Genomic DNA, 24,417 nt, shown 5'->3' on the forward strand with positions numbered 1-24,417 from the left:
GGGGGTTGACGACACTCAGCTTAGTGAGGCCCCCGACCGCCCGCGGGGCAGTCCCCCGGATTGCCACGCGGGCGCCGGGCGCGGCGCACAGGCGCCGCCGCCCCGCCCACCTCGCCGCTAGACTCCGGCGCATGCGGACCACCTCAGCACTGACCTCCCGCCCCTGTCGCACCCGTGCCCTCGTGGCGTCGGCGGTGCTCGGCCTGACGCTGGGGCTGGGCGCGTGCGCAACCGGGGAGGGGAACGACGACGAGGGCGGCACCGCCACCACCACCGCAGCGGCCGAGTCGACCGAACCGGCGGGGTCGGCAGCGTCGTCGGAGTCCGCAGTGTCGTCGGAGCCCGCCGATCCGGGGTCGACCCCGCCGCCCGGCAAGGTCGAGCAACTCGTCCTCACCGCCGAGGACGCCCCGGAGGTCGGGCTGCAACCCGTCCCCGCGGATGAGATCGCCGGCGGGATGGACGCGCTCGGCGCGTTCACGTCCGATGTCCGCGTGGAGCCGGAGCAGTGCGCGGACATCAGTCAGGACGGCCTGGGCGCGCAGTCCGAGCCGGACGCCATGGCGATCCAGGCCGGCCAGGTCGGGGGCACCTCGTTCGCGGTGGCCGTGACCCGGGTGACCGACGGCCTGGCCGCGCGTGCGCAGCAGATCGAGGACTGCCCGGTCATGACGGTCGCGTTCCCGCTCCAGGGCGAGGAGATGATCACCGAGGCGCAGAACTCGCTGCTGGAGGTCGACGCCCCGGAGGGGGTCGAGGACTTCGCGGCCGTGGTCCAGGACAACTCGATGACCATGATGGGGCAGTCCATCCGGACGTCGAACGTGATGATCACGGGCGTCGTCCGCGGGCTCGGCATCTCCGTCACGGCGTCCGGCACCGACGGGCCGATCTCCGACGAGGCCCGGGACACCGCCCTCGAGCTCTTCGCAGCGCAGGCGGAGAAGGTCCGGACCGCCTGATGCCGCTGCCCGTCAGGCGCGCTGCGAGGAGATGGAGACGACCTCCCCGGTGAGGTAGGTCGTGTAGTCGCTGGCGAGCATGGCGATGGTCGCGGCGACCTCCCACACGTCGGCGGCCCGCCCGAAGGCCTCCTTGGCGGCGAGGTCGTCGAGCAGCTCCGCGGAGGCGGACTTCTCGAGGAACTTGTGGCGGGCGATGGACGGGGCGATGGCGTTGATCCGCACCCCGTGGTCGGCACCCTCGATGGCGGAGCAGCGGGTCAGCGCCATGACGCCGGCCTTGGCCGCGGCGTAGTGGGCCTGCGCCCGCTGCGCGCGCCAACCCAGCACGGAGGCGTTGTTGACGATCACGCCATTGTGCTCCGCGTCGCGGAAGTACCGCAACGCCGCGCGCGTCGCGCGGAAGGTGCCGTTCAGGGTGATGTCCAGGACCCGGTCCCAGTCCTCGTCGGTCATGTCGACGAGTTCGGTCTCGCCGCCGAGTCCGGCGTTGTTGATGAGCACGTCGATCCGGCCCAGCTTCTCCGCGGCACCGGCGATCAGTGCGTCGACGTCGGCGGTCGACTGGACGTTGCAGGTCAGCGACTCGATCTGCTGGTCCGGGAACTCGGTGGCGAGCGCGTCGCGGGCCTCGTTCATGCGGCGTTCGTGGAAGTCGGAGACCAGGACGTCGGCGCCCTCGAGCGCCGCGCGTCGGGCCGCCGAGAAGCCGATCCCGGTCCCGGCCGCCGCGGTCACCACGACCTTCTTTCCCTTGAGCAGTCCGTGTCCGGGGGTCTCCTCGGGGACGACGGCGAGGGGGGATTTCTGCTCGGTCATGACGGCCTTGCCTCTCGGGGTAGTCCGAGCACGCGCTCGGAGATGATGTTGCGCTGGATCTCATTCGATCCGCCGTAGATGGTGTCGGAGCGGGTGAACAGGAAGAGCCGCTGCCACTGCGCGAGCTCGAGGTTCTCGGGGTCGCGGAGGTCGTTGGGCGCTCCCTCGGAGGTGTGGGTGGGACCGGTGAGGGACTGTGCCCCCTGCACCTCCATCGCGAGCTCGCCGAGGTCGCGGTGCCAGTTGGCCCACAGCAGCTTCGCGGCGGAGGCGTTGCCGCCGGAGGAGTCGCGATCGGCGAGGGTCCGCAGCGCGTGGGCACGGATCACCTTGAGCCCGATCCACGCGCGGGTGATGCGCTCGCGCACGGCGGGTACCTCGGCGCTGCCGTTGGCGCGGGCCATCGCGACGATCTCGTCGAGTTCGCGGGCGAAGCCGACCTGCTGGCCCAGGGTGGAGACCCCCCGCTCGAACTCGAGCAGGGTCATGGCCACCTTCCAGCCGTCGCCCCGCTCCCCGACGATCATGCTGGCGTCGGTGACCGCGTCGTCGAAGAAGACCTCGTTGAACTCGGAGGTCCCTGTCAGTTGCTGGATCGGGCGGATCTCCACGCCCGGCTGGTCGAGCGGGACCAGGAGGAAGCTCAGTCCCTTGTGCCGGCTCGTACCCGCTTCCGTGCGGGCCACCACGAACACCCACTGACTGAGGTGCGCGAGCGAGGTCCACACCTTCTGCCCGTTGAGGTGCCACCTGCCGTCATCCCCGAGTTCGGCGGTCGTCGAGACGTTGGCCAGGTCGGACCCGGCGCCGGGCTCGGAGTACCCCTGAGCCCACAGTTCGGTGACGTCGATGATCCGCGGCAGGAAGCGGTCCTTCTGCTCCCGGGTCCCGTGGGCGATCAGGGTCGGGCCGAGGAGCGTCTCACCGAGGTGGGACACCCGCGCCGGGGCGTCCGCCTTGGCGTACTCCTCGTGGAACCGCACCTGCTGGCTCAGCGACGCACCGCGCCCGCCGTGCTCGACCGGCCAGCCGACGCAGGTCCACCCCGCCGCCGCCATGTGCCGCTCCCAGGCGAGGCGTTGCGGGAAGAACTCGTGTTCGCTGCCGGGGCCGCCGACGCCCTTGATCTCGGCGAACTCGCCGACGAGGTTGGCATCCAACCAGGTGCGGAACTCCGCCGCGAACTCGTCGTCGGTCATCTCCGACGCGGGCGTGCACTTCTCGGGTGCCGAACTCTCGGTCATACGCCCACACTACCAAGCACTTGCTTGGTTTGCCGGAACCGCCCTCCGCCCACGCCGGGATCGGTTTGGATGACGCCCATGAACTCCCCCTCTCAGCCCCTGTCCGGCAAGGTCGCCTTCATCACCGGCGCCGCGCGCGCCCAGGGCCGGGCCCATGCGGTCCGCCTCGCCTCGGAGGGCGCCGACCTCGTCGTCGTCGACGTCTGCGCGCCCGTGTCCGGGTCCGCCACCTATCCCGCACCCACGCCGGACGACCTGGCCGAGACCGTCCGCCTCGTGGAGGAGACCGGCCGGCGCGCGATCTCGGCCGTCCTCGACATCCGCGACCTGGGCGCGCTGCAGGATCTCGTCGCCCGCACGATCTCCACCTTCGGACGGTTGGACATCCTGGTCGCCAACGCCGCCGTGCTCAGCTGGGGGCGACTGTGGGAGATGCCGGAGGACGACTGGGACACGGTCATCGGCGTCAATCTCAGCGGCACATGGCGGACGATCCGTGCGGCGGTGCCGGCGATGATCGAGGCGGGAAACGGCGGGTCGATCATCATCGTCAGCTCGTCCGCGGGCCTCAAGGCGACGCCCGGGAACGGGCACTACTCGGCCTCGAAGGCCGGCCTGGTGGCGTTGACCAACGCCCTCGCACTCGAGGTGGGCGAGTTCGGCATCCGCGCCAACTCGATCCACCCCTACTCGGTGGACACGCCGATGATCGACCCCGAGGGCATGGCCGACCTCTTCGGCCGCTTCCCGTCGTTCCTCCACAGCTTCTCGCCGATGCCCCTGAAGAACGCCCGCGTGGACGGCGCGAGCACGCTCGCCGACTTCATGCCGCCCGAGGAGGTCTCCGAGGTGGTCTCCTACCTCGCCGGCGACGGTTCGCGGTCGATCTCCGGCGTCCAGCTCACGGTCGACCGGGGAGCGCTCAAGTACTGAGGCCGCCAAACCAAGCACTTGCTTGGTAGGGTGCAGGCCATGAGCACCACCGTGGAGACCACCCCCGCCGCCCTGCGTCGCGCGGCCCGGTCGTGGCCGGAGCGCGAGGCGATCGTCGACGAGCAGCCCGGCCAGGACACCCGCTGGACGTGGGCCCACCTGCTCGACGAGGTCCGCCGGTTCGCCGCCGGCCTCGTCTCGCGCGGGATCGCCCCCGGTGACCGCGTGGTGATCTGGGCGCCCAACACCCGCCACTGGGTGGTCGCGGCGCTGGGCGTGCAGTTCGCGGGAGGCACCGTCGTCCCCGCGAACACGCGCTACACCGGGAACGAGACGCTCGAGATCATCCAGCGCACCCACGCGGTGGCGGCCGTGGTCGCGGGGACGTTCCTCGGCACCGAGCGGATCGTCGACCTCGTCGACGCCGCCGGGGCCGCCGACGCCGCCGGGGCCGCCGGGGCCGCCGCCGGCCCGCTCGCGGCGGCCACCTCCCTGCGCACGATCGTGCGCATCCCCCTCGACGCCGGCGACACGGTCCCCGCGGGGGCCGGCGCCGCCGGGGGCGTCGACGTCGTGGACTTCGACGACCTCCGCGCGCTGGCCACCGAGGAGCTGCTCGCCGCCGCGGACGCGCGCGCCGACGCGGTGACCGGGGACGACGTGGCCGACATCCTCTTCACCTCCGGCACCACCGGCAAGAGCAAGGGCGTGGTGGCCCTGCACCGGCAGACCGTCGCGGGTTCGCGCGCGTGGGGCGGCAACAACGGGCTCACGGAGCGGGACGGGTACCTCATCGTCAACCCGTTCTTCCACAGCTTCGGCTACAAGGCCGGCTTCCTGGCGTGCGTGCTGTTCGGCGTGACGATCGTCCCCCTGGCCGTCTACTCGACCACCGAGACCATGCGGTTGATCCGGGACGAGAAGGTCACGATCCTCACCGGGGCACCGACGATCTTCCAGACCCTGCTCGACGACCCCACCCGCACCGACTACGACCTGTCCTCGCTGCGGGTGGCGGTGACCGGCGCCTCGGTGGTGCCGGTGGTGCTCATCGAGCGGATGCAGTCCGACCTGGGGCTGGAGACGGTGATCACGGCGTACGGCCAGACCGAGACGATGGGCTTCATCACCACCACCCGGACCGGTGACGACGACGTCACGGTGTCCACCACGTGCGGCCGCGCCTACCCGGGCATGGAGATCCGCATCGGCGAGCACGGTGAGATCCTCACCCGCGGCGAGATGGTCATGCAGGGCTATCTCGACGACCCCGAGAACACGGCCAAGACGATCGACCCGGACGGCTGGCTGCACACCGGCGACGTCGGCGAGATCGACGCCGACGGCAACCTGCGCATCACCGACCGGCTCAAGGACATGTACATCAACGGCGGGTTCAACGTCTATCCCGCCGAGATCGAGCAGACCCTGGCCCGCCTGGACGGAGTGGTGGAGACCGCCGTGATCGGTGTCCCGGACGATCGGATGGGCGAGGTCGGCAAGGCGTTCATCGTCCGCCGCGAGGGCTCGACCCTCACCGAGCAGGACGTGCTGGACTTCTGCTCCGAGCACCTGGCCAACTTCAAGCGGCCGCGCACGGTCGAGTTCGTCGACTCCCTTCCGCGCAACGCCTCGGGCAAGATCGTCAAGACCGAGCTGCGATGAGTCCCGGCGCGGTCCTGGTCACCGGCGCCTCCGGTGGGATCGGCGGAGCGGTCGCCCGACGGCTCGCGGACGAGTTCCCCGACGCGCCCCTGGTCCTCGGCTACCGCTCGACCGAGCCCGAGGACCTGGCGCGGGAACTGGGGGCGGAAGCCGTGCGCCTGGCGCCGGGCCACGCCGACGGGGACGGCGGCGGTGACGGCGGCGGTGACGACGACGAGGTGGCCTCGGTGATCGACGGGATCGCCTCCCGACACGGCGGGATCCGCGTACTGGCCCACTGCGCCGGTCCGCACGTGCCCATGGTGCACCTGTCCCGGATCGCGCCGTCCGAGTTCCGCCGGCAGCTCGAGGACGACGCGGTCGGGTTCTTCGCGATCGTGCGTCCCGCGCTGGAGCACCTGCGCGCGGTGGCGGGCAACGTCGTCGTCGTCACCACCGCCGCCACCACCCGCTACCCGGTACGCGACGGACTGTCGGCGGCCCCCAAGGGCGCGGTCGAGCAGCTCGTCCGGGGCCTGGCCGCCGAGGAGGGGCGCTTCGGCGTGCGCGTGAACTGCGTGGGCCCGGGGATGCTCACCGACGGGATGGCCTCCCGGCTCATCTCCTCCGGCGACCTCGACGAGCGCGCGCTGGAGGTCACACGCGGCAACATCCCCCTGCGCCGGTTCGGCACGGCCACCGATATCGCCGAGGCGGTCGCGTTCCTGGCGTCGGACCGCGCCGGGTTCATCTCGGGCCAGAAGCTCGACGTGGACGGGGGTTACGGGGTGTGACGAGAGCCGTCTGAATCCGGCTCGCCGCGCCCGTCCGGTACAGTTACCAACCAAGCACTTGCTAGGTAAGGAGAGTCCCAGGTCATGACCGATGCACCCATCCCCCCGGTCCTCGGGGTCGACGACCTCGGGCCGGACACCCAGCCCGTGGCCTACGAGGTCACCGACGGCACCGCGTACGTCACCCTCAACCGACCGGACTTCCGCAACGCGCAGAACTCGGTGATGACGTACTCGCTGGACAACGCGTTCATCAAGGCCGTCGAGGACGATGCGGTCAAGGTGATCGTCCTGCGGGCCAACGGCAGGCACTTCTCGGCGGGCCACGACATCGGCACGCCCGAGCGCGACCACCACGTCCAGTACCCCAACCGCGCGGCGCTCTGGTGGGACCACACCACCCGCGGCGGCGGCGACCGGCGCCTGGCCCGCGAGAGCGAGGTCTACGTGCAGATGTGCCGCCGGTGGCGGGAGATCCCCAAGCCGATGATCGCCCAGGTGCACGGCGCGTGCATCGCCGGCGGGCTCATGCTGGCGTGGGTCTGCGACTTCATCGTGGCCTCCGACGACGCCTTCTTCTCCGACCCCGTGGTGAAGATGGGCATCCCCGGCGTCGAGTACTTCGCCCACTCGTTCGTGCTGGGCCCGCGCCGCGCCAAGGAGATCCTCTACACCGGTCGCAGGTTCGGCGCCGCCGAGGCGCTCGAGTGGGGGATGCTCAACCACGTGGTCCCCCGCGAGGAGCTGCAGGCCAAGGTCGACTCGATCGCCGGGGAGATCAAGGCGATGCCGGCGTTCGGTCTGACGCTGGCCAAGAAGGTCATCAACTCGAACGAGGACCAGATGGGGTTGCAGACCTCCCTGGACACCGCGTTCGGCTGGCACATGTTCGCGCACTCCGCCAACGCCGAGCCGGACGACACCGACTCGTTCTCCGCCTCCCTGGGCGGCATGGACGCGCGCTCGATGCGCGACAGCGCGAACACCGGCTCGACGGGCGGCGCCGCCCCGACCGGCGAGAAGAAGGACTGACGCCGTGGATCTGGATCTGGACGCATCGACCCGCGAGTTCCGGCTCGAGGTGCGGCAGTGGCTCGAGGCCAACGTGCCCGCCGAGCCGCTGCCCCACATGGACACCCGCGAGGGTTTCGAGGCCCACCGCCGGTGGGAGGCGACGATGGCCGACGCCCGCATGTCGGTCGTGTCGTGGCCCGAGGAGTTCGGCGGCCGCGACTGCGGGCTGGTCAACTGGGTGGTCTTCGAGGAGGAGTACTTCCGCGCCGGAGCCCCGCTGCGGGTGAGCCAGAACGGCATCTTCCTGCTGGCCCCGACCCTGTTCGACCACGCCTCCCCCGAGCAGCTGGCCCACATCATGCCGCGCATGGCCCGGGCAGACGACATCTGGGCGCAGGCCTGGTCCGAGCCCGAGGCCGGCTCCGACCTGGCGTCACTGCGCTCGACCGCCAAGCGCGTCGACGGCGGCTGGGTCCTCAACGGGCAGAAGGTGTGGTCCACCCGCGCGTCGTTCGCCGACAAGGGCTTCGGCCTGTTCCGCACGGACCCGGACGAGCCCCGCCACAAGGGCCTGACCTACTTCATGTTCGACCTGCGGGCCGAGGGCGTCACCGTGCGCCCGATCGATCAGCTCGACGGGCTGCCCGGCTTCGCCGAACTGTTCCTCGAGAACGTCTTCGTGCCCGACGACCCGGCGAACCCCGCCGAGTCCGGCGTGATCGGCGAGGTCAACCAGGGCTGGAAGGTGGCCATGTCCACCGCCAACAACGAGCGAGGCCTGTCGCTGCGCTCCCCCGGACGGTTCCTCGCCACGACCGACCGGCTGCTCGACCTGTGGGGCACCGCCGAGGCCGACCTCGACGACCGCACCCGTGGGTCCCTGGCGGACCGCGTCGTGGACGCGTGGATCGGGTCGCGCGCCTACGAACTGAGCACCTGGAACACGGTCACGAAACTCACCGGAGGCGCCAACCTCGGTTTCGAGTCCTCCATCAACAAGGTCTTCTGGTCGGACTGGGACATCGCGACCCACGAGACCGCCCTGGATGTCCTCGGCACCGCCGGCGAGCTCGCCGGTGAGCAGTGGATGGACGGCTACCTGTTCGCCCTCGCCGGCCCCATCTACGCGGGCACCAACGAGGTCCAGAAGAACATCATCGCCGAGCGACTCCTCGGCCTCCCGCGCGGCTGAGAAGGCGGTTTTCTGAACATGCAGTTCGCACTCGATCCAGAGATCATCGACTTCGCCGGCAGCATCGACTCCCTGCTGGCCAAGTCCGACATGCCCACCGTGATCCGCTCGTGGGCCGCCGGTGACACGGCCCCCGGCACCGCCGTGTGGGGCCGCGTCGCCGAGACGGGCGCCGCCGCCCTGCTCATCGACGAGGCCGCCGGCGGCGCCGGCGCCACCGCGGTCGAGGCCGTGGCCGCGCTCGAGGTCCTGGGCCGCCACGCGGTGCCGGGTCCCGTCGTGGAGACCGTCATGGTGGCGCCCCGTATCGCCGCCGCCCTCGGCGGGGACTCCGACGCCGGGGACGTGGCCGGGGAGATCGCCGGCGGGGCGCTGGCTTCCGTCGCCGCGCCCGGGGTCTCCCCGTTCGCCCCCGACGCCCACGTCGCCGGGTACCTGTGGGTCGTCGACGACGACGAGGTGTTCACCGCCTCCGCCGGCGAGACCCGTCGGTCGGTCGACCGGGCCCGCACGGTGGCCACGCCCACCGCGGGCGCCCGCGCGGCCGCGGTGAGCACGACCGACCTCGTCAACCACGGCGCCCTCGGCACCGCGGCCCAGCTCCAGGGCCTCGGGCAGGCCATGCTCACGATGAGCGTGGACTACGCCACGCAGCGCAAGCAGTACGGCAAGCTCATCGGCGAGTACCAGGCGCTCAAGCATCAGCTCGCCGAGGTCGCGATCGCGCTGGAGATGGCCCGCCCGCTGCTGTGGGCCGGCGCGCTGGCGATCGCCGAGAACCCCGGCGACCCCGACGCCGCGGTCCGCGACGTCTCCGCCGCCCGCGTGGCCGTGGCGGACGCCGCCTACCTGGCCGCCCGCACGGCGCTGCAGGTGCACGGCGCGATCGGCTACACGCTGGAGCACGACCTGGGCCTGTGGCTGACCAAGACCCGCGCCCTGCAGACGGCGTGGGGCACCCAGAGCTACCACCGCGGTCGGGTGCTGGACTCACTGCGCGGCGAGGGTGCCGGAGCCGCGGGGACCGCCCGATGACCGCGCCCGCCACCCCGGCGACCGCCACCCCCGGTGTCGATACCGAGGAGCAGGCCGCGTTGCGGCAGTCCGTCGCCGCGCTGCTGGAGAAGAAGTCCGACTCCGCGGCCGTGCGCGCCGCGTTCTCCTCCGACGACGGGTACGACCCCGCACTGTGGGCGACGCTGGTCGACCAGATCGGGGCCGCCGCACTGTCGATCCCCGAGGAGCACGACGGCGCCGGGGCCACCTGGCTGGAGACCCACCTGGTGTGCGAGGAGCTGGGCCGACGCCTCACGCCATCCCCCATGCTCGGGTCGGCCGTCCTGGCCGCGCAGGCCGTGCTCGCCACCGGCGACGCCGACGCGTGCGCCCGCCTCCTGCCCGGAATCGCCGCCGGCGACCTGTCCGCGCTGTGCTGGGCCGGGCTCGACGGCTGGGCCACCCCGGGTGTCCGCGCCGACGTCACGGCGCAGGGCAATGCGACGCTCACCGGCACCGCCCACCACGTGCTCGGCGCCGACACCGCCGCCACGCTGCTCGTCGTGGCGGTCGCCGGAGACGAGGTCGGCCTGTTCGAGTTGCCCGCCGACGCAGCCGGCGTCACCGTGACCCGCGTGCCGGTGATGGACCCCACCCGCACCCTGGCGCGCGTGGAGTTCGACGGCGCCGCGGCCACCGCGATCCCCACCCGTCCGAGCTTCCTGTCCCGCCTGCGCGCCGCCGGGTGGGCCGCACTGTCGGCCGAGCAGGTCGGTGCCGCCCGCGCCGTACTGGACGCCACCGTGCAGTACACGCAGGAGCGCAAGCAGTTCGGCCGGGTCATCGGGTCGTTCCAGGCGCTCAAGCACCGGATGGCCGACATGTACGTCAAGGTCGAGACCGCCCGGTCGCTGTCCTACTCCGCCGCCGCCTCCGTCGCCGAGGCGCAGGCGCTCGGCGACGGGCCCGCCGCCGACGAGGCGGCCTACGCCGCGGAGATCGAGGCCGCCGCGGCCAAGGTCTACTGTTCCGAGGCCCTGCAGTGGATCGCCGGGGAGTCGATCCAGCTCCACGGGGGCGTCGGCATCACCTGGGAGTACGACGCCCACCTGTACTTCAAGAGGGCCCACGGGACAGCGCAACTGCTCGGACAACCGCACGAACTCCTCGCCGCCCTGGAGGTCGCGGCGGGGCTGTAGCCGGGGCCACTAGAATCACCCGCATGAGCCCCTTCCCCGCGCACGGACGGACCAACGACCAGCGGTCGGCCGAGGACCTCGCGGCCCAGGCCGGTCGCCTGCTCACCGACCTGCGGGTCTCACGGGTGGCGCCGGAGGATCTCGGTGCGTTCGCCGAGGCCGAGGCGCAGTCCGTCATCATCGACCGACTGGCCGTGGCGAGGCCCGGCGACCTCGTGTTCGGCGAGTGGGACCCCGACTCCCGCGCCCGGCTGGAGGCCGACCGCGTGTGGTTCGTCGATCCCCTCGACGGAGTGCGCTCCTACGTGACCGAGGGCCGCCCCGACTGGGCCGTCCACGTGGCCCTGTGGGAGAAGGACCCCGAGGGTGTCGGGGGCATCACCGCGTGCGCGATCGCCATGCCCGCCTACGGCCGGGTCCTCACCGGGCGCGGCGCCACCACCTATCAACCCACGTCGATCATCCGCGGCCCGCGGCCCGGACCGCTGGTGCCGCCCCGCGAGGACGACCGCCTGCGCATCGCCGTCTCCGAGGCCGAGCCTCCCGCGTTCGCCGAGGAACTCGCCGAGGAGCTCGACGCCTCCCTGGTCCACCTCGGATCCGGCGGCGGCAAGACCGCCACCGTGCTCGAGGGTGAGTGCGACGCGTACATCCACACCAGCGGTCACCACCAGTGGGACTCCGCGGCCACTGTGGGCGTGGTGCAGCAACGCGGCCTGCACGCCAGCGCCCTGGACGGCTCCGAGCTGGTCTACAACACCGAGCAGATCGAGTTCCCGGACCTGCTGGTGTGCACGCAGGACGTGGCCGAGACGATCATCGACGCGGTCCGCAGATACCTCTAGCGCTCCAGGCCGCGGTAGCCGGCGAACCGCTCCGCGATCAGCTCCTCGCTGAGCCCGTAGTCGGCGAGCGTGTAGCGGTGCGCGGGGGCGCGGTCGCCGGACAGGCTCTTGTCGTTCTCGGCCACCACGCCCGCGCGCACGTCCTCCGGCAGCTCCGTGCCGACGGCGCCGTAGACGCGCTCCACCACGCCGGCCGGATCTGCCAGCAGTTCATGGTGATCGACGTCGACGAACGTCGCCCGTGACGTCGGGTCCGCCTCGTGCCGGGCGCGGGCGGCGTCGAAGGTCTCGACGCCCCGCGCCCAGAAGTCCAACTGTGACTCACCTATGTATTGAGGGGTGAACCGCGTGGACCATTCCGCGGCGGTCTTGTGCGCGAGCGAGCACATCGACGCCATGGATTTGCGCGGATCGCGATGCGTCTGCACCACGACCGCGTCGGGGTAGACCTCGAGCAACGCGTCGAGGGCGAACAGGTGACTCGGGTTCTTGAGCACCCAGCGTCGCTCGGGATCATTCGCCCCGATGAGCTGGAGGTTCCGCTTGTGCCGCCGGTACGCGGGCACCCAGTCGGCGCCGGCCAGCCACTGCGAGTAGCCGTCGAGCCGGGCCAGGCACTCGTACGACGCCGACGTGAGCGACTGCCGCAGCAACTGCCAGCACTCCTCGAGGTCGTCCGCGGAGATGTAGTGCACGCCGCCGTAGTCGGGGTTCTCCGCCATGAAGCCGGAGTACAGGTCCCGTAGGCCGACGTAGGCGGGGTCGTCCTCCCACGTCTCGCGCGGCGGCCGCGGCTGCGGCACCTCGGTCAACCACAGTTCGAGCCCCTGGTTGGCGGGGTCCGCGCCCAGGAGCCGGTGCAGCGCCGTGGTGCCGGTGCGGGGCAACCCGGTGACGACGACGGGACGCTCGATCGCCACCTCCGCCCCGGCCGGGTCCGCCGAGAATCCCGCGTTCGCCAGCAACCGGGCGGTGAGCGCGCTCTTGAGGACCGACCGCCAGTACTTGCTGCCGGCCGGGGTCAGGCCCGCGTCGGAGTGCAGGGAGTCCAGCAGGATCCCCAGCGCCTCGCGGTGCCCGTCCTCGCCGTCGCCGAAGTCCTCGAGTCCGACCGTGCGCGAGGCACTGGCGTGCAGGTCCTCGACGGTGCCGACATGCACACGGTCCGTGTCGCCTCCGGCCGAGACGGTCATGAGAGTCCCCTCCGGGCGAACGCGTCCTGACGGGCGGCGATCCGCTCGCGCCACTGCTCCGGCGTCACCCGCAACTCCTCGTACCCGGGCACCTCGTCGGCGAGCCGCTCGAACGGCACCACCTTCACGGTGGGGCCCAGCTCCGATGTGATGGGATCTCCCACCCGCTGCCAACGGAACTGCATGATGCCCTCGCGGCGGCCCAGCGTCTCGACCCAGTTGGCCAGACCCGGGTCGCGCCCGGAGACCACCAGATGGATCAGTCCGTCGGAGGTGACGTGCGCCTGGTCGGCGGTGAGACTGGTCTGGTGGTGCACGTACTCCAGCGAGGCGTACCACATGCTGCCCAGCTGGAAGCCCTGGTAGGGCACCCCGGCGACGGGCACAGAGATCACCATGGCCTCGTCCGGACCGAGCTCGAAGACGCCCGCGGACGAGAACTGCGTGGTGAGCCCACCCGGCGTCTGCCGCGGTTCGTTCAGCGTGTTGCGGGCCTGGTCGCCGAAGAACCACTCCGGGAACGCCAGCCACGTCCGCAGCCGCCCGACGAGCGCCTCGGCGAGTTTGGCGTAGAACTTCTCCTGCCCGGCGAGCGTCACCGGCTCCGGTGCGGTGCCGACCGTGTCGAGTCTGCGGATGATCGCCGACCCGGCCTCCTCACGGCTCCAGTCGGAGTACACCTCGCGGACCGCGATCATGGACGATCCCGGGTGGAGCACCACGTAGCCGGCGTCGCCCTCGTCGTCGTCGTACCTCGCCGGTCCCAATCGGAAGCGATACCGGCCGTCGGCGTCGATCTCCAAGGCACGGTCGTCGAACGCCGCGTGCGACGCGGCGCGCTCGTCGGCCGAATACGTCCCGGCCATGACCTGGAACGACAGGTCCGCGGTGGTACCGCGCCGACCCTCGATCTCGTACTCGGCGCCGTCGGTGAGGTTGGCGTAGAAGTACAGCGTGTCCGGGTTGTCCAGGCCCATCTTGGTGTACGGGCCCGTGGCCTGGAACAGCTGTGGGTGACTTCGCCCGCGGTGCTGGCCGGTCTCGATGGCCCCCCGGATGGTCCCCAGCAGGTAGTCCAGGCCCTCCGCGACGTCCTCCTCGGTGTGGACGTGCGGCGTCGAGCGGATGATCTCCTCCGCCTCGGCCAACGCCTTGGCCAGCGGCTCCGTGGCCCGCCCGACCTCGCCCACCGGCCCGCTCACAGCCACGTGTAGGAGTCGGCGGAGGTGATGAAGTTCTCCAACTCCTCCTGCTCGGGCGTCGGATCGACCACGTCCTCCTCGATGCTGAGGTAGGCACCGCGGTAGAACAGCAGCGGGCGGATGTCGCGCTTGGTCGGGCCGAGGTTATCGACCCGCCCCAGCACGATCCAGTGATCGCCGCCGTCGAGGACCTGGTCGATCTCGCAGTCCAACCAGGCCATGACGCCGTCGATCACCGGCGAGCCCAGCGGGCTGGGCGACCAGTCGATCTGCGCGAACTTGTCGTCACCGCGGCGGCCGAACGTCGAGGAGACGTCCTCCTGTTCCTCGGACAGGATGTTCACCACGAACCGTCCCGCCTTCTCGATCCCCTTCCATGAACCCGAGGTCTTCATCGGGCAGAACAGCACCAACGGCGGCTCGAGCGACAGGGCCGAGAACGACTGGCAGGCGAAACCCACCGGCTTGTCGTCCTCGATCGCGGTGATGACGGTGATCCCCGTACAGAACTGTCCCAGTGCGTCACGCAGTTCACGGCTGCTGAAGGACTGGCCCTCCGGGCTCTCGTCGGTGCTGCTCATGTGGGTCGTCCTCCCTGGACTTTCGGCTCGTGAACTGTCTGCAAGGCCCAGCCTAGGCGGCTACTTGAACCCGACGGAGAAGTCGTGGCCCCACAGGCTCACGGCCGTCGACTCACGCGCCACCCACTTCTCGTCGTCCTCGACCTGCACGCCCTCACAGCCGTACTCGCAGTCGAAGCCTCCGGGCGTCTTCATGTAGAAGCTCAGCATCTTGTCGTTGACGTGCCGGCCGAGCGAGGCCGACATCCTCACCTTCTTGCGCGTCGCCCGGTCCAGCGCCAGCCCCACGTCGTCCGCGGTACCAACCTCGACCATCAGGTGGATGATCCCGGTCGGGTTGGGGAACGGGGTGAACGCCAGCGAGTGGTGCCGCGGGTTGCAGCCGAGGAACCGCAGCCACGCGGGCTCGCCGTCGGCCGGTCGGCCCACGATCTCCGGCGGCAGGCTCATCGAGTCACGCAGCGAGAACCCCAGGACGTCACGGTAGAACTCGAGCGCCGCGGTCTCGTCCGGGGTGGACAGGACGATGTGGCCCGCACCCTGGTCGCCGGTGACGAACTCGTGCCCGTACGGCGTCGGGATGCGACGGTGCTGCAGCGCGATGGTGTGGTAGATCTCCAGCGTGAACCCGGCCGGGTCCTGACAGGTGATCAGCCCGCGCACCTTGCGGTCGCGCGCCACCTCGGCAGGTGCGTCCTCCCAGGGCACACCGGCCGCGTCGAGGCGCCGCTTGACGTCCTCGAACTCGCCCTCGTTCGCACACTCCCAGCCCACCGCGGAGAGCGTGTCCTCCTCGCCGGGGACGATGATCCACCGGTGCGGATGATCGTCCATCCGGAAGTAGAGCGACTCGGGATCGTCGCCCGCTCCCACCACGAAGCCCAGCACCTTCGTGCCGTACTCGTGCCAGGCGGCCATGTCCGTGGCGAAGACCCGGACATACCCGAAATTGCTGATCGCCATAATTGCCAGTCCTTTCGATCCGAGAGGCGGATCAGACCATCGAGTCGGTGACCTTTTCGCCGAACTCGTTCTGTCCATACATGATGTACGCCTTGGTGGCCTCGTTGGCGGCGTGGACCCGCCCGGCGTTGGCATCCCGCCAGAATCGCTGGATCGGCGAGGTCTCCTCCAGGGCGCGGGCCCCGGAGTTCTGGAACAGCAGACCGATGGCGTCGATCGACCGCTGCGTGGCGCGGACCTGGTCGCGGCGGGCGCGCGTGCGGATCTCCATGTCCGGGTATCCGCCGGCGGTGATGATGTCCTGCTCCTCGCGCACGTTGCGCATGAGCTGCAGCCACGCCGCGTCGATGTCGCCGGCCGCCTCGGCCAGGCGCACCTTGGCGAACGGATCGTCCTTGACCGCGGTGCCGAACGCCGCGCGCACGCGCTCCCGCTGGTGCTCGCGGTGAACGTCATAGCAGCCGAAAGCCATGCCGACGATCGGCGTCGAGATGGTGGTGGGGTGGATGGTGCCCCACGGCATCTTGTAGATGGGGTTGGTGTTGACCTCGAGCCCCGGGCTCTTGGTGGCCGCCATGAGGCCGAAGGACAGCACGCGGTGCTCGGGGATGAGTGCGTCCTTGACCAGGATGTCGTTGGAGCCTGTGCCCTTGAGCCCGGCGACGTGCCAGACGTCGAGGATCTCGTACTGCGACTTCTCGACCAGGAACGTGCAGAAGTCGACCATCTTGCCGTTGTCGTCGAGCACCGGGCCGCCCACGAAGACCCAGTCGGCGTGATCGGAACCCGAGGACCAGGACCACTTGCCGTTGAGCAGCAGCCCGTCGGCGGTCTTCTTCGCCGCACCCATCGGCGCGTACGAGGACGAGATCCGCACCGTCGGGTCCTCGCCCCACACGTCCTCCTGCGCCTGCTGCGGGAAGAGCGCGAGGTGCCAGTTGTGGATACCGAGGATGCTCGCGCACCACCCGGTGGACGGGCACGCCGTCGCGATGGTCTTGACCGCCGTATAGAAGGTCTCCATGTCCGCCTCGTACCCGCCCCACTGGGCCGGCTGGCACAGCTTGAAGAAGCCGGCCTCGTCGAGTTCCGCGATGTTCTGGGGATGGACCTTGCGCAGGTCCTCCGTCTCCTGGGCCCGCTCGGCGAAACCGGGCAGCAGAGCCGTGATGCGGTCGATGACCTCGTGGGAGGCGTACTCGCTCATGTGAACCTCTCTGGCGTTCGTGGGAGTGATGCGGACTAGACTAGAACACGTTACAGTTTTGCACCAGGCAACCGCCGCCGAGCAAGAGCTTCTGGCACCCCGTGCCAGCACTTACGCACCCTGGTTGTGGCCTGCCCGCCCATTCTATAACCTGTTCTCATCCGGCTCACGCCCCTCAGGAGGAATCATGACCGCACCCGGCTCAGCCCCCGGAGCCGTCCGCGAGATCGACACCGGCGAGGTCCGGGATCGATACGCGCGCGGATGGCACTGCATCGGCACCGTCAAGGAGTTCACCGACGGCAAGCCCCACTCCATCCAGGCCTTCGGCACCAAGCTCGTGGTGTGGGCGAACGACGAGGGTGAGATCAACGTCCTCGACGCCTACTGCCGCCACCTGGGCGGCGACCTGTCCGACGGCTCCATCAAGGACGGCAACATCGCGTGCCCGTTCCACGACTGGCGCTGGGGCGGCGACGGCAAGTGCAAGGGCATCCCGTACGCCAAGCGCGTGCCCCTCCGCGCCAAGACCCGCTCGTGGATCACCAACGTCCAGTCCGGCCAGGTCTTCGTGTGGCACGACCACGAGGGCAACCCGCCGCAGCCCGAGGACGCCATCCCCGCGATCCCCGAGTACGAGACCGGCGAGTGGACCGACTGGCAGTGGAACCGCCTCGTGATCGAGGGCTCCAACTGCATGGAGATCGTCGACAACGTGGTCGACATGGCGCACTTCTACTACATCCACTACGCCTTCCCGACGTACTTCAAGAACGTCTTCGAGGGCCAGAAGGCCACGCAGTACCTCAACACCAAGGGCCGCCCGGACCACGACCCCTCCGGCGGCAAGTACGGCGACACCCTGCTCGAGTCGGAGGCCTCCTACTTCGGCCCGTCGTACATGATCAACCCGCTCAAGCAGATGTACGGCGGCTTCGAGACCGAGGCCATCCTCATCAACTGCCACTACCCGATCGACCAGAACTCGTTCGTGCTGATGTACGGCCTGTCAGTGAAGAAGCCCCAGGGCTTCGACGACGCCACCTCCGAGAAGATGGCCGCCAAGATCGCAACCTTCTTCGGCGAGGGCTTCCTGCAGGACGTCCGGATCTGGCAGCGCAAGTCGCAGATCGCCAACCCGCTCCTGTGCGAGGAGGACGGCCCCGTCTACCAGCTGCGCCGCTGGTACGAGCAGTTCTACGTGGACCGCGACAAGGTCACGCCGGAGATGACGGACCGCTTCGAGTTCGAGGTCGACACCACCGCCGCCAACCAGTACTGGGAGAAGGAGGTCGCCGAGAACATGGCCAAGCAGGAGGCTGGCGAGGCCGAGATCTCCGACGAGCAGACCCAGTACACGGGCATGGCCGAGGTCGCCGGCGAGGCCAAGGCGTCGCGGTCCGGCAAGTGATGTTCAAGCAGTTCGATTCGCGGCGCGCTCCCACGTGGGACGAGACCGACCCGGAGCGTGCCGCGAAGCTCCACTCGTACACCGACCTCGACCGCGAGACGTACACCCGGGCGGGCTTCCAGCCCGTGGAGTGCCGCGCCTGCGGCACCTGCGTGAAGGTGCGGAAGAACAGCGAGAAGCACACGTCGATCCAGTGGGCCGACGGGAGCGATCGCGCGTGCCCCGTCCTGACCGACTGGCGGGCGGGCGGCGAGCGACCCGAGGGCGAGGACACGTGTCCCCGGATGCTCGCGAGCATCCGCTACGCCTACGCCGAGGGCCTGATCACCCTCGCCGAGACCGTCGACCCGGCCGACGACGAACACATGGTGAACCCGCTGTACGTACCCGAGTAACCACCCGACGGCCGGCGACTTCCACTGAGCGAGAAAAACTCGGGGGGAGTCGCCGCCGTCTGGGATAGTGCCCCGCGACCCCCGTCCCCGCGTATCAAAGCGATAGGCTCCGCACACATGACCGACACCCCACAGCTCGGCTCCTTCGTCCGCGAACTCACGATCGCCGACGTGATCGAGGAGACCGCCGACGCCAAGTCGATCGTCTTCGACATCCCCGCCGGCTGCGAGGACGACTTCAGGTACACACCGGGGCAGTTCCTCACCCTGCGCATCCCCAGCGACCAGACCGGCTCGGTCGCCCGCTGCTACTCGCTGTCGAGCTCCCCCACCGAGGACTCCCAGCTCAAGGTGACCGTCAAGCGCACGATCGACGGCTACGGCTCCAACTGGCTGTGCGACAACGCCGAGGCCGGCCTGGCCATGCACGTCCTCGCGCCGTCGGGCATCTTCACGCCGAAGAACCTCGACCAGGACTTCATCCTCCTGGCCGCCGGGTCGGGCGTCACCCCGGTGATGTCGATTCTCAAGTCCGCGCTCGCGCAGGGCACCGGCCACATCGTCATGGTGTACGCCAACCGTGACGAGAAATCGGTCATCTTCAAGGACGAGCTGCAGGAGCTGCAGCGCACCAACCCCGACCGCCTCACCGTGGTCCACTGGCTCGAGTCCGTCTCCGGCATCCCGACCGCCGAGATGATCGGCAACCTCCTCCAGCCCGTCGCCGCCAAGCGCCACTCCTACATCTGTGGCCCCGCGCCGTTCATGGAGACCGTCAAGAACGGCCTGCGACGCTCCGGCGCCGACATGCACCTCATCCACACGGAGGTGTTCTCCTCCATCGAGGGCGATCCGTTCGCGGAGATCGTCATCGACGACACCCCGTCCGAGGACGGAGCCGGCCCCGCCACCGCGATCGTCGAGCTGGACGACGAGGTCCACGAGGTGTCCTGGCCCCGCCAGACCCCGCTGCTCGACGTCCTGCTCTCCAAGGGCATCAAGGCCCCGTTCTCCTGCCGCAAGGGCGAATGCTCCGCGTGTGCCTGCATCGTCAAGACCGGCGAGGTCGAGATGATCCACAACGGCATCCTCGACCCGGAGGAGGTCGAGGAGGGATACGTCCTGAGCTGCCAACTCCTGCCGAAGACCGACCGCGTCGAGGTGTCGTACTCCGAGTAGTCCCCCTCGCGCCACCAGGGCCACCCGCTCCACTCCCGGAGCGGGTGGCCCTTGTCGTCGTCGCCCCTCCCTCCCCACCGAAATCCCTGTGACGGTTGACACACCACAGCTGTGAACGTAGATTCACTGCCAGTGAGTGACCGCTCATTCACCGGTCCCGGAGGCATCCCGAACCGGTGGCAGGTTTCCCGGAGGGCCACGAATGGACTTTTCTCTCGACCAGGACCAGCGCGACTTCCAGAAGCTCGCGCGCGACTTCCTCGACGCCGAGGTCGTACCCCACCGTGCGGCCTGGGACCGCGCCGAGCAGGTCGACCGGGACCTGATCCCGAAGCTCGCCGACCTGGGGTTCTTCGGGCTCACCATCCCCGAGGAATACGGCGGCGCCGGCGGGGACTACATCACCTACTGCCTCGGCATGGAAGAACTCGGCCGGGCGGACTCCGCCGTCCGGGGGATCGTCTCCGTCTCCATGGGCCTGGTCGGCAAGTCGATCCTGAGCCACGGAACCGAGGAGCAGAAGCACGAATGGCTGCCCCGGATCGCCTCGGGCGAGGTCCTCGGCTGCTTCGGGCTCACCGAGCCGGGCAACGGCTCCGACCCCGGCACCCTCCGGACCCGGGCGGTCCGCGACGGGGGCGACTACGTGATCAACGGGTCGAAGGTGTTCATCACCAACGGCACCTGGGCCGACGTCTGCCTCGTGTTCGCACGGACCGGCGCCGAGGGCGCCCGGGGGATCTCCGCCTTCCTGGTGCCGACCGATGCGCCCGGCTTCGAGCGCACGGAGATCCACGGCAAGCTCGGGCTCCGCGGGCAGGCCACCGCCGAACTCTCCTTCTCCGACGTCCGGGTCCCCGCCTCCGCCCTCCTCGGCGGCGAGGCCGGGGAGGGAAAGGGCTTCGAGGTGGCCATGGCCTCGCTCGACAAGGGTCGCGTCTCCGTGGGGGCCGGCTGCGTCGGCATCGCCCAGGGCTGCCTCGAGGAGTCGGTCAGGTACGCCGGCGAACGCCGGCAGTTCGGGAACCCCATCGCCTCCTACCAGCTCATCCAGGACATGATCGCCCGGATGGCCGTGGACGTGGACGCGGCGCGGCTCCTCACGTGGCGCGCCGCCGACCTGCTCGAGCGCGGCGAGCCCTTCGGCGTCGAGGCCTCGATGGCCAAGTACCACGCCTCCGAGACCGCCGTCCGCGCCGCCAACGACGCGATCCAGATCTTCGGCGGATACGGCTACATCGACGAGTACCCGGTCGCCAAGTACATGCGCGACGCCCGGGTCATGACCCTCTACGAGGGCACCAGCCAGATCCAGAAACTCCTCATCGGACGCGCCGTCACCGGCGTCAGCGCGTTCGTCTGACCCCGCTTCCCCACGACTCACCCGACACCACGTCAAGGAGAACCATCATGAGCAGGACCTACTCGGACATCACCTACACCGTCGAGGACCGCGCCGCGATCATCACGATCAACCGGCCCGACCGCTACAACGCGTTCCGCGCCCAGACCGTCGAGGAGCTCACCTGGGCCTTCCGCGCCGCGATGGCGGACAGCGGCGTCTCCTCGGTCATCCTCACCGGGGCGGGCGACAAGGCCTTCTGCACCGGGGGCGACGTCAAGCAGCGTGCGGAGACGGGCGACTATGGCCCCTCGGAGTCCGGCATGTTCGAGATCGGCTACCTCCACAAGCTCATCCGCGACCTGCCCAAGCCCGTCATCGCCGCGGTCAACGGCGTGGCCGTCGGTGGGGGCCACGTCCTCCACGTCCTGTGCGATGTCTCGATCGCCGCCGAGAACGCACGGTTCGGCCAGTCCGGACCGAAGGTCGGCTCCTTCGACGCCGGCTTCGGCTCGGCTTACCTGGCCCGGATCGTCGGCGAGAAGAAGGCGCGGGAGATCTGGTTCTGGTGCCGCCTGTACTCCGCCCAGGAAGCGCTCGACATGGGGCTGGTCAACAAGGTGGTGCCCGCCGACCAGCTCATGACCGAGGCCAAGCAGTGGGCCGCCGAGGTCGCGGAGAAGAGCCCCACCGCGATCCGCTTCCTCAAGCAGTCCTTCAACGCCGACACCGACCACCAGGCCGGCTTCTCGAACATGGCGATGACCGCTCTCGACCTGTTCGCCTCGACGGACGAGGCCCAGGAAGGCGCCCGGGCGTTCGCCGAGAAGCGCCCCGCCGACTTCGCCCAGTACCTCTGACCCACCAGCCGACCTGACACCCGGGAGACCACCATGACCCACCGAACCGTCCTCGTCACCGGTGCCGCCTCCGGCATCGGGCGCGCCACCGCACTCGCCTTCGCCAGCCGGGGGCACCGGGTCCTCGCCGTCGACCTCGACGGCGAGGGCGCCCGGGCGACCGCCGCCTCGGACCCCGAGCGCATCACCGCATTCGCCTGCGACATCTCCGACCGCGGGCAGGTCGAGGCACTCCGGGACGACGTCACCGCGCAGGTCGGAGCCCCGGACGTCCTGGTCAACGCCGCGGGATGGGACCGCACCGACAAGTTCCTCAACGCGAGCCCTGAATTCGCCGAGAAGGTCGTGTCGATCAACTACATGGGACCCGTCCACCTGGCCTCGGTCTTCCTCCCCGCGATGACCGAGTCCGGCAACGGGGGGCGGCTGATCTACCTCGCCTCGGACGCCGGCCGCGTGGGCAGCTCCGGGGAGACCATCTACGCCGGGGCGAAGGGCGGCGTCATCGCCCTGACCAAGTCCCTGGCCCGCGAGATGGCCCGGTACGGGATCACCTGCAACTGCGTGTGCCCCGGCCCCACCGACACCCCGCTCTTCCGCGCGCAGGACGAGAAGCTGCAGGAGGCCCTCATCCGGGCCATCCCGCTCCGCCGGCTCGCCACCCCGGAGGAGGTCGCAGCGCCCGTGCTGTTCTTCGCCTCCGACGACGCCTCCTTCATCACCGGCCAGGTCATCAGCGTCAGCGGTGGCCTCACGATGGCGGGCTGACATGGAATACGATCCCGCACCGTACCGCCGGTTCTTCGAGAAGGACGTCACCTACATCAACGCGTTCTGGCGCAACACGCGCCGGTACGCACACCGGCCCGCACTCACCGAGCCGGACGGCACGACGCTCACCTACGCCGAGCTGGGCACCCGCGTCCGCCGCGTCGCCTCGGGACTGCTGGCGGCGGGCGTCGGCCCCGGCGACGTCGTCGCGTACCAACTGTTCAACGGCGTCGAGTTCGCCGAGCTGTACCTGGCGACCCAGGCGATCGGCGCGGTGGGCTCGCCCGTCAACTTCCGGCTCGCCGCCGGGGAGACCGCGTACATCCTCGGGCTCAGCGCCCCCAAGGCGTTCGTCTACGACACCTCGCTGAACGAGATGGTCACTGAGGTCTTCGACCACGCCACCCACCGGCCCGCGCTCATCGTCGGCGTGGGCGACCCCCCCGCCGTCGAGGCCGCCGGCAGCACGACCATCGCGTGGTCGGATCTGGCGGCGGAGGAGGTCGATCTCCCGGACACCGGCGTCACGGTGTGGGACGAGACCACCCGGCTCTACACCAGCGGGACGACGGGCATGCCCAAGGCCGTGCCGATGAACAACATGATCGAGGTCTTCTCGGCCCACGACGTGATCATGCACTTCCCCCTCTCGCCGGAGGACACCACGCTCAACATGACCCCGTGGTTCCACCGCGGCGGCCTCTACTCCGGCGGCCCCAACCCGACCTTCTACGTGGGCGGCCGGGTGATCCCCCTGCGTGCGTTCGAACCCGGACTCACTCTGGATCTGGTCGAACGCGAGAGCGTCACGTTCCTCATCGGCGCGCCGACCAACCTCGCCATGCTCGCCGCCGAACAGGAGCGGCGACCTCGCGACCTGTCCTCTCTGCGCGGGATCGTCACCATGGGGTCACCCCTCGAGCGGGAGGCCGCCCTGCGCTACCAGCAGGTGCTGAACCCGCGGATCTTCAACGGGTACGGCACCACCGAGGGGTTCTGGAACACCTTCCTGCGGCCCGGTGACGTGGCCGCCAAGGCCGGCACGGCCGGCAGCGCCTGTATCGACGACGACGTCCGGGTGGTCCGCCTGTTCGAGGACCGCCTGGCCGAGCCGCACGAGACCGTGGACCGCGACGGCGAGGACGTGGGCGAGGTGATCATCCGCTCCCCCAAGTGCGCGAACACCTACTTCAACGCCTCGGACAAGGAGAACGCGAAGTTTAACAACGGCTGGCTCCACATCGGCGACCTCGCCACCTGGGATGCCGAGGAGTTCGTCACGATCGTCGGCCGGAAGGACGACATGTTCGTCTCCGGCGGGGAGAACGTCCATCCGGTCCAGGTCGAGGAAGCGCTCAACAGCCACGACGGGGTGAGCGACTCACTCGTCGTGGGTGTCCCGCACGCCAAGTGGGGCCGGATGGTCGTCGCCTTCATCGTGCCGGCGCCCGGGGCCGACCTCACCGCCGAGGAACTCGACGCCCACTGCCGTGCCCACCCCATGCTCTCGGACTTCAAACGCCCCCGCGCCTACCGGTTCACCGACTCGCTGCCGGTCACCGCGACGGGGAAGAAGGTCCACTACAAGGCCTCACGCCAGGCCGCCCACGACTACGAAGCGGGCCTGTTCACCGACACACCCGCCGCCCACACCGCCACGAGGAGCTGACC

23 protein-coding genes are annotated in these 24,417 nt (G+C 70.0%); 16 read left to right on the top strand and 7 right to left on the bottom strand.

Annotated features, from left to right (window positions below):
* Positions 1-131: 131 nt before the first annotated feature.
* Positions 132-962, top strand: coding sequence for a hypothetical protein (locus CK206_RS07620; protein ID WP_096906040.1), 831 nt, complete (start codon positions 132-134; stop codon positions 960-962).
* A 12-nt stretch (positions 963-974) separates the two neighbouring features.
* On the opposite strand, the gene CK206_RS07625 is transcribed toward CK206_RS07620, so the two are convergent.
* Positions 975-1,781, bottom strand: coding sequence for an SDR family oxidoreductase (locus CK206_RS07625; RefSeq protein ID WP_096906041.1), 807 nt, complete (start codon positions 1,779-1,781; stop codon positions 975-977).
* Complete coding sequence (locus CK206_RS07630; protein WP_096906042.1) at positions 1,778-3,025, bottom strand: acyl-CoA dehydrogenase family protein; 1,248 nt, start codon at positions 3,023-3,025, stop codon at positions 1,778-1,780. Before CK206_RS07630 ends, CK206_RS07625 begins: the two co-directional genes overlap by 4 nt.
* Positions 3,026-3,103: 78 nt before the next feature.
* Here CK206_RS07630 and CK206_RS07635 point away from each other — a divergent pair, with 78 nt between their 5' ends.
* The 8 genes from CK206_RS07635 to CK206_RS07670 all read left to right on the top strand — a co-directional run bounded on the left by CK206_RS07635 (position 3,104) and on the right by CK206_RS07670 (position 11,642).
* Positions 3,104-3,958, top strand: coding sequence for a mycofactocin-coupled SDR family oxidoreductase (locus CK206_RS07635; RefSeq protein ID WP_096906043.1), 855 nt, complete (start codon positions 3,104-3,106; stop codon positions 3,956-3,958).
* A 39-nt stretch (positions 3,959-3,997) separates the two neighbouring features.
* Complete coding sequence (locus CK206_RS07640) at positions 3,998-5,623, top strand: FadD3 family acyl-CoA ligase (protein WP_096906044.1); 1,626 nt, start codon at positions 3,998-4,000, stop codon at positions 5,621-5,623.
* Positions 5,620-6,396 carry an SDR family NAD(P)-dependent oxidoreductase gene (locus tag CK206_RS07645; RefSeq protein WP_096906045.1) on the top strand — a complete coding sequence of 259 codons (777 nt, stop codon included), beginning with the start codon at positions 5,620-5,622 and terminating at the stop codon, positions 6,394-6,396. The genes CK206_RS07640 and CK206_RS07645 overlap by 4 nt, the downstream gene beginning before the upstream one ends.
* Before the next feature lie 84 nt (positions 6,397-6,480).
* Positions 6,481-7,428, top strand: a complete 948-nt coding sequence (locus CK206_RS07650; protein ID WP_096906046.1) for an enoyl-CoA hydratase — start codon at positions 6,481-6,483, stop codon at positions 7,426-7,428.
* A gap of 4 nt (positions 7,429-7,432) precedes the next feature.
* On the top strand, positions 7,433-8,602 hold the full coding sequence (locus CK206_RS07655; RefSeq protein WP_096906047.1) for an acyl-CoA dehydrogenase family protein: 1,170 nt from the start codon (positions 7,433-7,435) through the stop codon (positions 8,600-8,602).
* An 18-nt stretch (positions 8,603-8,620) separates the two neighbouring features.
* A complete protein-coding gene (locus CK206_RS07660; RefSeq protein ID WP_096906048.1) occupies positions 8,621-9,637 on the top strand; it encodes an acyl-CoA dehydrogenase family protein in 1,017 nt (338 codons plus the stop codon).
* Positions 9,634-10,797, top strand: coding sequence for an acyl-CoA dehydrogenase family protein (locus CK206_RS07665; protein ID WP_096906049.1), 1,164 nt, complete (start codon positions 9,634-9,636; stop codon positions 10,795-10,797). The genes CK206_RS07660 and CK206_RS07665 overlap by 4 nt, the downstream gene beginning before the upstream one ends.
* 23 nt (positions 10,798-10,820) lie before the next feature.
* Positions 10,821-11,642, top strand: coding sequence for an inositol monophosphatase family protein (locus CK206_RS07670; RefSeq protein ID WP_067711783.1), 822 nt, complete (start codon positions 10,821-10,823; stop codon positions 11,640-11,642).
* Here the strand turns inward: CK206_RS07670 and CK206_RS07675 are convergent.
* From CK206_RS07675 to hsaA, 5 genes are read right to left on the bottom strand one after another with little or no spacing between them, the layout of a single operon-like run.
* Positions 11,639-12,835 (bottom strand): sulfotransferase, encoded by a 1,197-nt coding sequence (locus CK206_RS07675; RefSeq protein ID WP_096906050.1) that lies wholly within the window; start codon positions 12,833-12,835, stop codon positions 11,639-11,641. The genes CK206_RS07670 and CK206_RS07675 overlap by 4 nt on opposite strands.
* Positions 12,832-14,043, bottom strand: a complete 1,212-nt coding sequence (locus tag CK206_RS07680; RefSeq protein ID WP_254050516.1) for a hypothetical protein — start codon at positions 14,041-14,043, stop codon at positions 12,832-12,834. Before CK206_RS07680 ends, CK206_RS07675 begins: the two co-directional genes overlap by 4 nt.
* Positions 14,034-14,618: a 3-hydroxy-9,10-secoandrosta-1,3,5(10)-triene-9,17-dione monooxygenase reductase subunit gene (hsaB, locus tag CK206_RS07685; RefSeq protein WP_067711778.1), complete on the bottom strand. Its 585-nt coding sequence runs from the start codon at positions 14,616-14,618 to the stop codon at positions 14,034-14,036. Before hsaB ends, CK206_RS07680 begins: the two co-directional genes overlap by 10 nt.
* A gap of 60 nt (positions 14,619-14,678) precedes the next feature.
* Positions 14,679-15,581 (bottom strand): iron-dependent extradiol dioxygenase HsaC, encoded by a 903-nt coding sequence (gene hsaC, locus CK206_RS07690; protein ID WP_096906051.1) that lies wholly within the window; start codon positions 15,579-15,581, stop codon positions 14,679-14,681.
* 31 nt (positions 15,582-15,612) lie between these two features.
* Positions 15,613-16,788: a 3-hydroxy-9,10-secoandrosta-1,3,5(10)-triene-9,17-dione monooxygenase oxygenase subunit gene (hsaA, locus tag CK206_RS07695; protein ID WP_096906052.1), complete on the bottom strand. Its 1,176-nt coding sequence runs from the start codon at positions 16,786-16,788 to the stop codon at positions 15,613-15,615.
* Positions 16,789-16,975: 187 nt separating this feature from the next.
* Between hsaA and CK206_RS07700 the strand changes: the two genes are divergently transcribed.
* The 7 genes from CK206_RS07700 to CK206_RS07730 all read left to right on the top strand — a co-directional run bounded on the left by CK206_RS07700 (position 16,976) and on the right by CK206_RS07730 (position 24,415).
* Entirely contained in the window at positions 16,976-18,199 is a 1,224-nt protein-coding gene (locus tag CK206_RS07700) for a Rieske 2Fe-2S domain-containing protein (RefSeq protein WP_096906053.1), read from the top strand.
* On the top strand, positions 18,199-18,594 hold the full coding sequence (locus tag CK206_RS07705; protein WP_096907350.1) for a hypothetical protein: 396 nt from the start codon (positions 18,199-18,201) through the stop codon (positions 18,592-18,594). Before CK206_RS07700 ends, CK206_RS07705 begins: the two co-directional genes overlap by 1 nt.
* A 117-nt stretch (positions 18,595-18,711) precedes the next feature.
* The gene (locus CK206_RS07710; protein WP_096906054.1) at positions 18,712-19,773 is read left to right on the top strand and encodes a ferredoxin--NADP reductase; all 1,062 of its coding nucleotides are present in this window, start codon (positions 18,712-18,714) and stop codon (positions 19,771-19,773) included.
* Between the two features lie 202 nt (positions 19,774-19,975).
* Positions 19,976-21,136, top strand: coding sequence for an acyl-CoA dehydrogenase family protein (locus tag CK206_RS07715; protein ID WP_096906055.1), 1,161 nt, complete (start codon positions 19,976-19,978; stop codon positions 21,134-21,136).
* 47 nt (positions 21,137-21,183) lie between these two features.
* Positions 21,184-21,975 carry an enoyl-CoA hydratase-related protein gene (locus tag CK206_RS07720; RefSeq protein ID WP_096906056.1) on the top strand — a complete coding sequence of 264 codons (792 nt, stop codon included), beginning with the start codon at positions 21,184-21,186 and terminating at the stop codon, positions 21,973-21,975.
* Positions 21,976-22,008: 33 nt separating this feature from the next.
* Positions 22,009-22,743: an SDR family NAD(P)-dependent oxidoreductase gene (locus CK206_RS07725; RefSeq protein WP_096906057.1), complete on the top strand. Its 735-nt coding sequence runs from the start codon at positions 22,009-22,011 to the stop codon at positions 22,741-22,743.
* A 1-nt stretch (position 22,744) separates the two neighbouring features.
* Positions 22,745-24,415, top strand: coding sequence for a class I adenylate-forming enzyme family protein (locus CK206_RS07730; protein WP_096906058.1), 1,671 nt, complete (start codon positions 22,745-22,747; stop codon positions 24,413-24,415).
* Positions 24,416-24,417 lie beyond the last annotated feature (2 nt).

The sequence above is a fragment of the Dietzia sp. WMMA184 genome, assembly GCF_002441635.1.
GTDB classification, from domain to species: Bacteria; Actinomycetota; Actinomycetes; order Mycobacteriales; family Mycobacteriaceae; genus Dietzia; species Dietzia kunjamensis.

Excerpts from the sequence above, each read along its gene's own strand:
- CK206_RS07620 (WP_096906040.1), top strand. The coding sequence starts at position 132 with ATGCGGACCACCTCAGCACTGACCTCCCGCCCCTGTCGCACCCGTGCC.
- CK206_RS07625 (WP_096906041.1), bottom strand. The coding sequence starts at position 1,781 with ATGACCGAGCAGAAATCCCCCCTCGCCGTCGTCCCCGAGGAGACCCCC.
- CK206_RS07630 (WP_096906042.1), bottom strand. The coding sequence starts at position 3,025 with ATGACCGAGAGTTCGGCACCCGAGAAGTGCACGCCCGCGTCGGAGATG.
- CK206_RS07635 (WP_096906043.1), top strand. The coding sequence starts at position 3,104 with ATGAACTCCCCCTCTCAGCCCCTGTCCGGCAAGGTCGCCTTCATCACC.
- CK206_RS07640 (WP_096906044.1), top strand. The coding sequence starts at position 3,998 with ATGAGCACCACCGTGGAGACCACCCCCGCCGCCCTGCGTCGCGCGGCC.
- CK206_RS07645 (WP_096906045.1), top strand. The coding sequence starts at position 5,620 with ATGAGTCCCGGCGCGGTCCTGGTCACCGGCGCCTCCGGTGGGATCGGC.
- CK206_RS07650 (WP_096906046.1), top strand. The coding sequence starts at position 6,481 with ATGACCGATGCACCCATCCCCCCGGTCCTCGGGGTCGACGACCTCGGG.
- CK206_RS07660 (WP_096906048.1), top strand. The coding sequence starts at position 8,621 with ATGCAGTTCGCACTCGATCCAGAGATCATCGACTTCGCCGGCAGCATC.
- CK206_RS07665 (WP_096906049.1), top strand. The coding sequence starts at position 9,634 with ATGACCGCGCCCGCCACCCCGGCGACCGCCACCCCCGGTGTCGATACC.
- CK206_RS07670 (WP_067711783.1), top strand. The coding sequence starts at position 10,821 with ATGAGCCCCTTCCCCGCGCACGGACGGACCAACGACCAGCGGTCGGCC.
- CK206_RS07675 (WP_096906050.1), bottom strand. The coding sequence starts at position 12,835 with ATGACCGTCTCGGCCGGAGGCGACACGGACCGTGTGCATGTCGGCACC.
- hsaB (WP_067711778.1), bottom strand. The coding sequence starts at position 14,618 with ATGAGCAGCACCGACGAGAGCCCGGAGGGCCAGTCCTTCAGCAGCCGT.
- hsaC (WP_096906051.1), bottom strand. The coding sequence starts at position 15,581 with ATGGCGATCAGCAATTTCGGGTATGTCCGGGTCTTCGCCACGGACATG.
- hsaA (WP_096906052.1), bottom strand. The coding sequence starts at position 16,788 with ATGAGCGAGTACGCCTCCCACGAGGTCATCGACCGCATCACGGCTCTG.
- CK206_RS07700 (WP_096906053.1), top strand. The coding sequence starts at position 16,976 with ATGACCGCACCCGGCTCAGCCCCCGGAGCCGTCCGCGAGATCGACACC.
- CK206_RS07705 (WP_096907350.1), top strand. The coding sequence starts at position 18,199 with ATGTTCAAGCAGTTCGATTCGCGGCGCGCTCCCACGTGGGACGAGACC.
- CK206_RS07710 (WP_096906054.1), top strand. The coding sequence starts at position 18,712 with ATGACCGACACCCCACAGCTCGGCTCCTTCGTCCGCGAACTCACGATC.
- CK206_RS07715 (WP_096906055.1), top strand. The coding sequence starts at position 19,976 with ATGGACTTTTCTCTCGACCAGGACCAGCGCGACTTCCAGAAGCTCGCG.
- CK206_RS07720 (WP_096906056.1), top strand. The coding sequence starts at position 21,184 with ATGAGCAGGACCTACTCGGACATCACCTACACCGTCGAGGACCGCGCC.
- CK206_RS07725 (WP_096906057.1), top strand. The coding sequence starts at position 22,009 with ATGACCCACCGAACCGTCCTCGTCACCGGTGCCGCCTCCGGCATCGGG.
- CK206_RS07730 (WP_096906058.1), top strand. The coding sequence starts at position 22,745 with ATGGAATACGATCCCGCACCGTACCGCCGGTTCTTCGAGAAGGACGTC.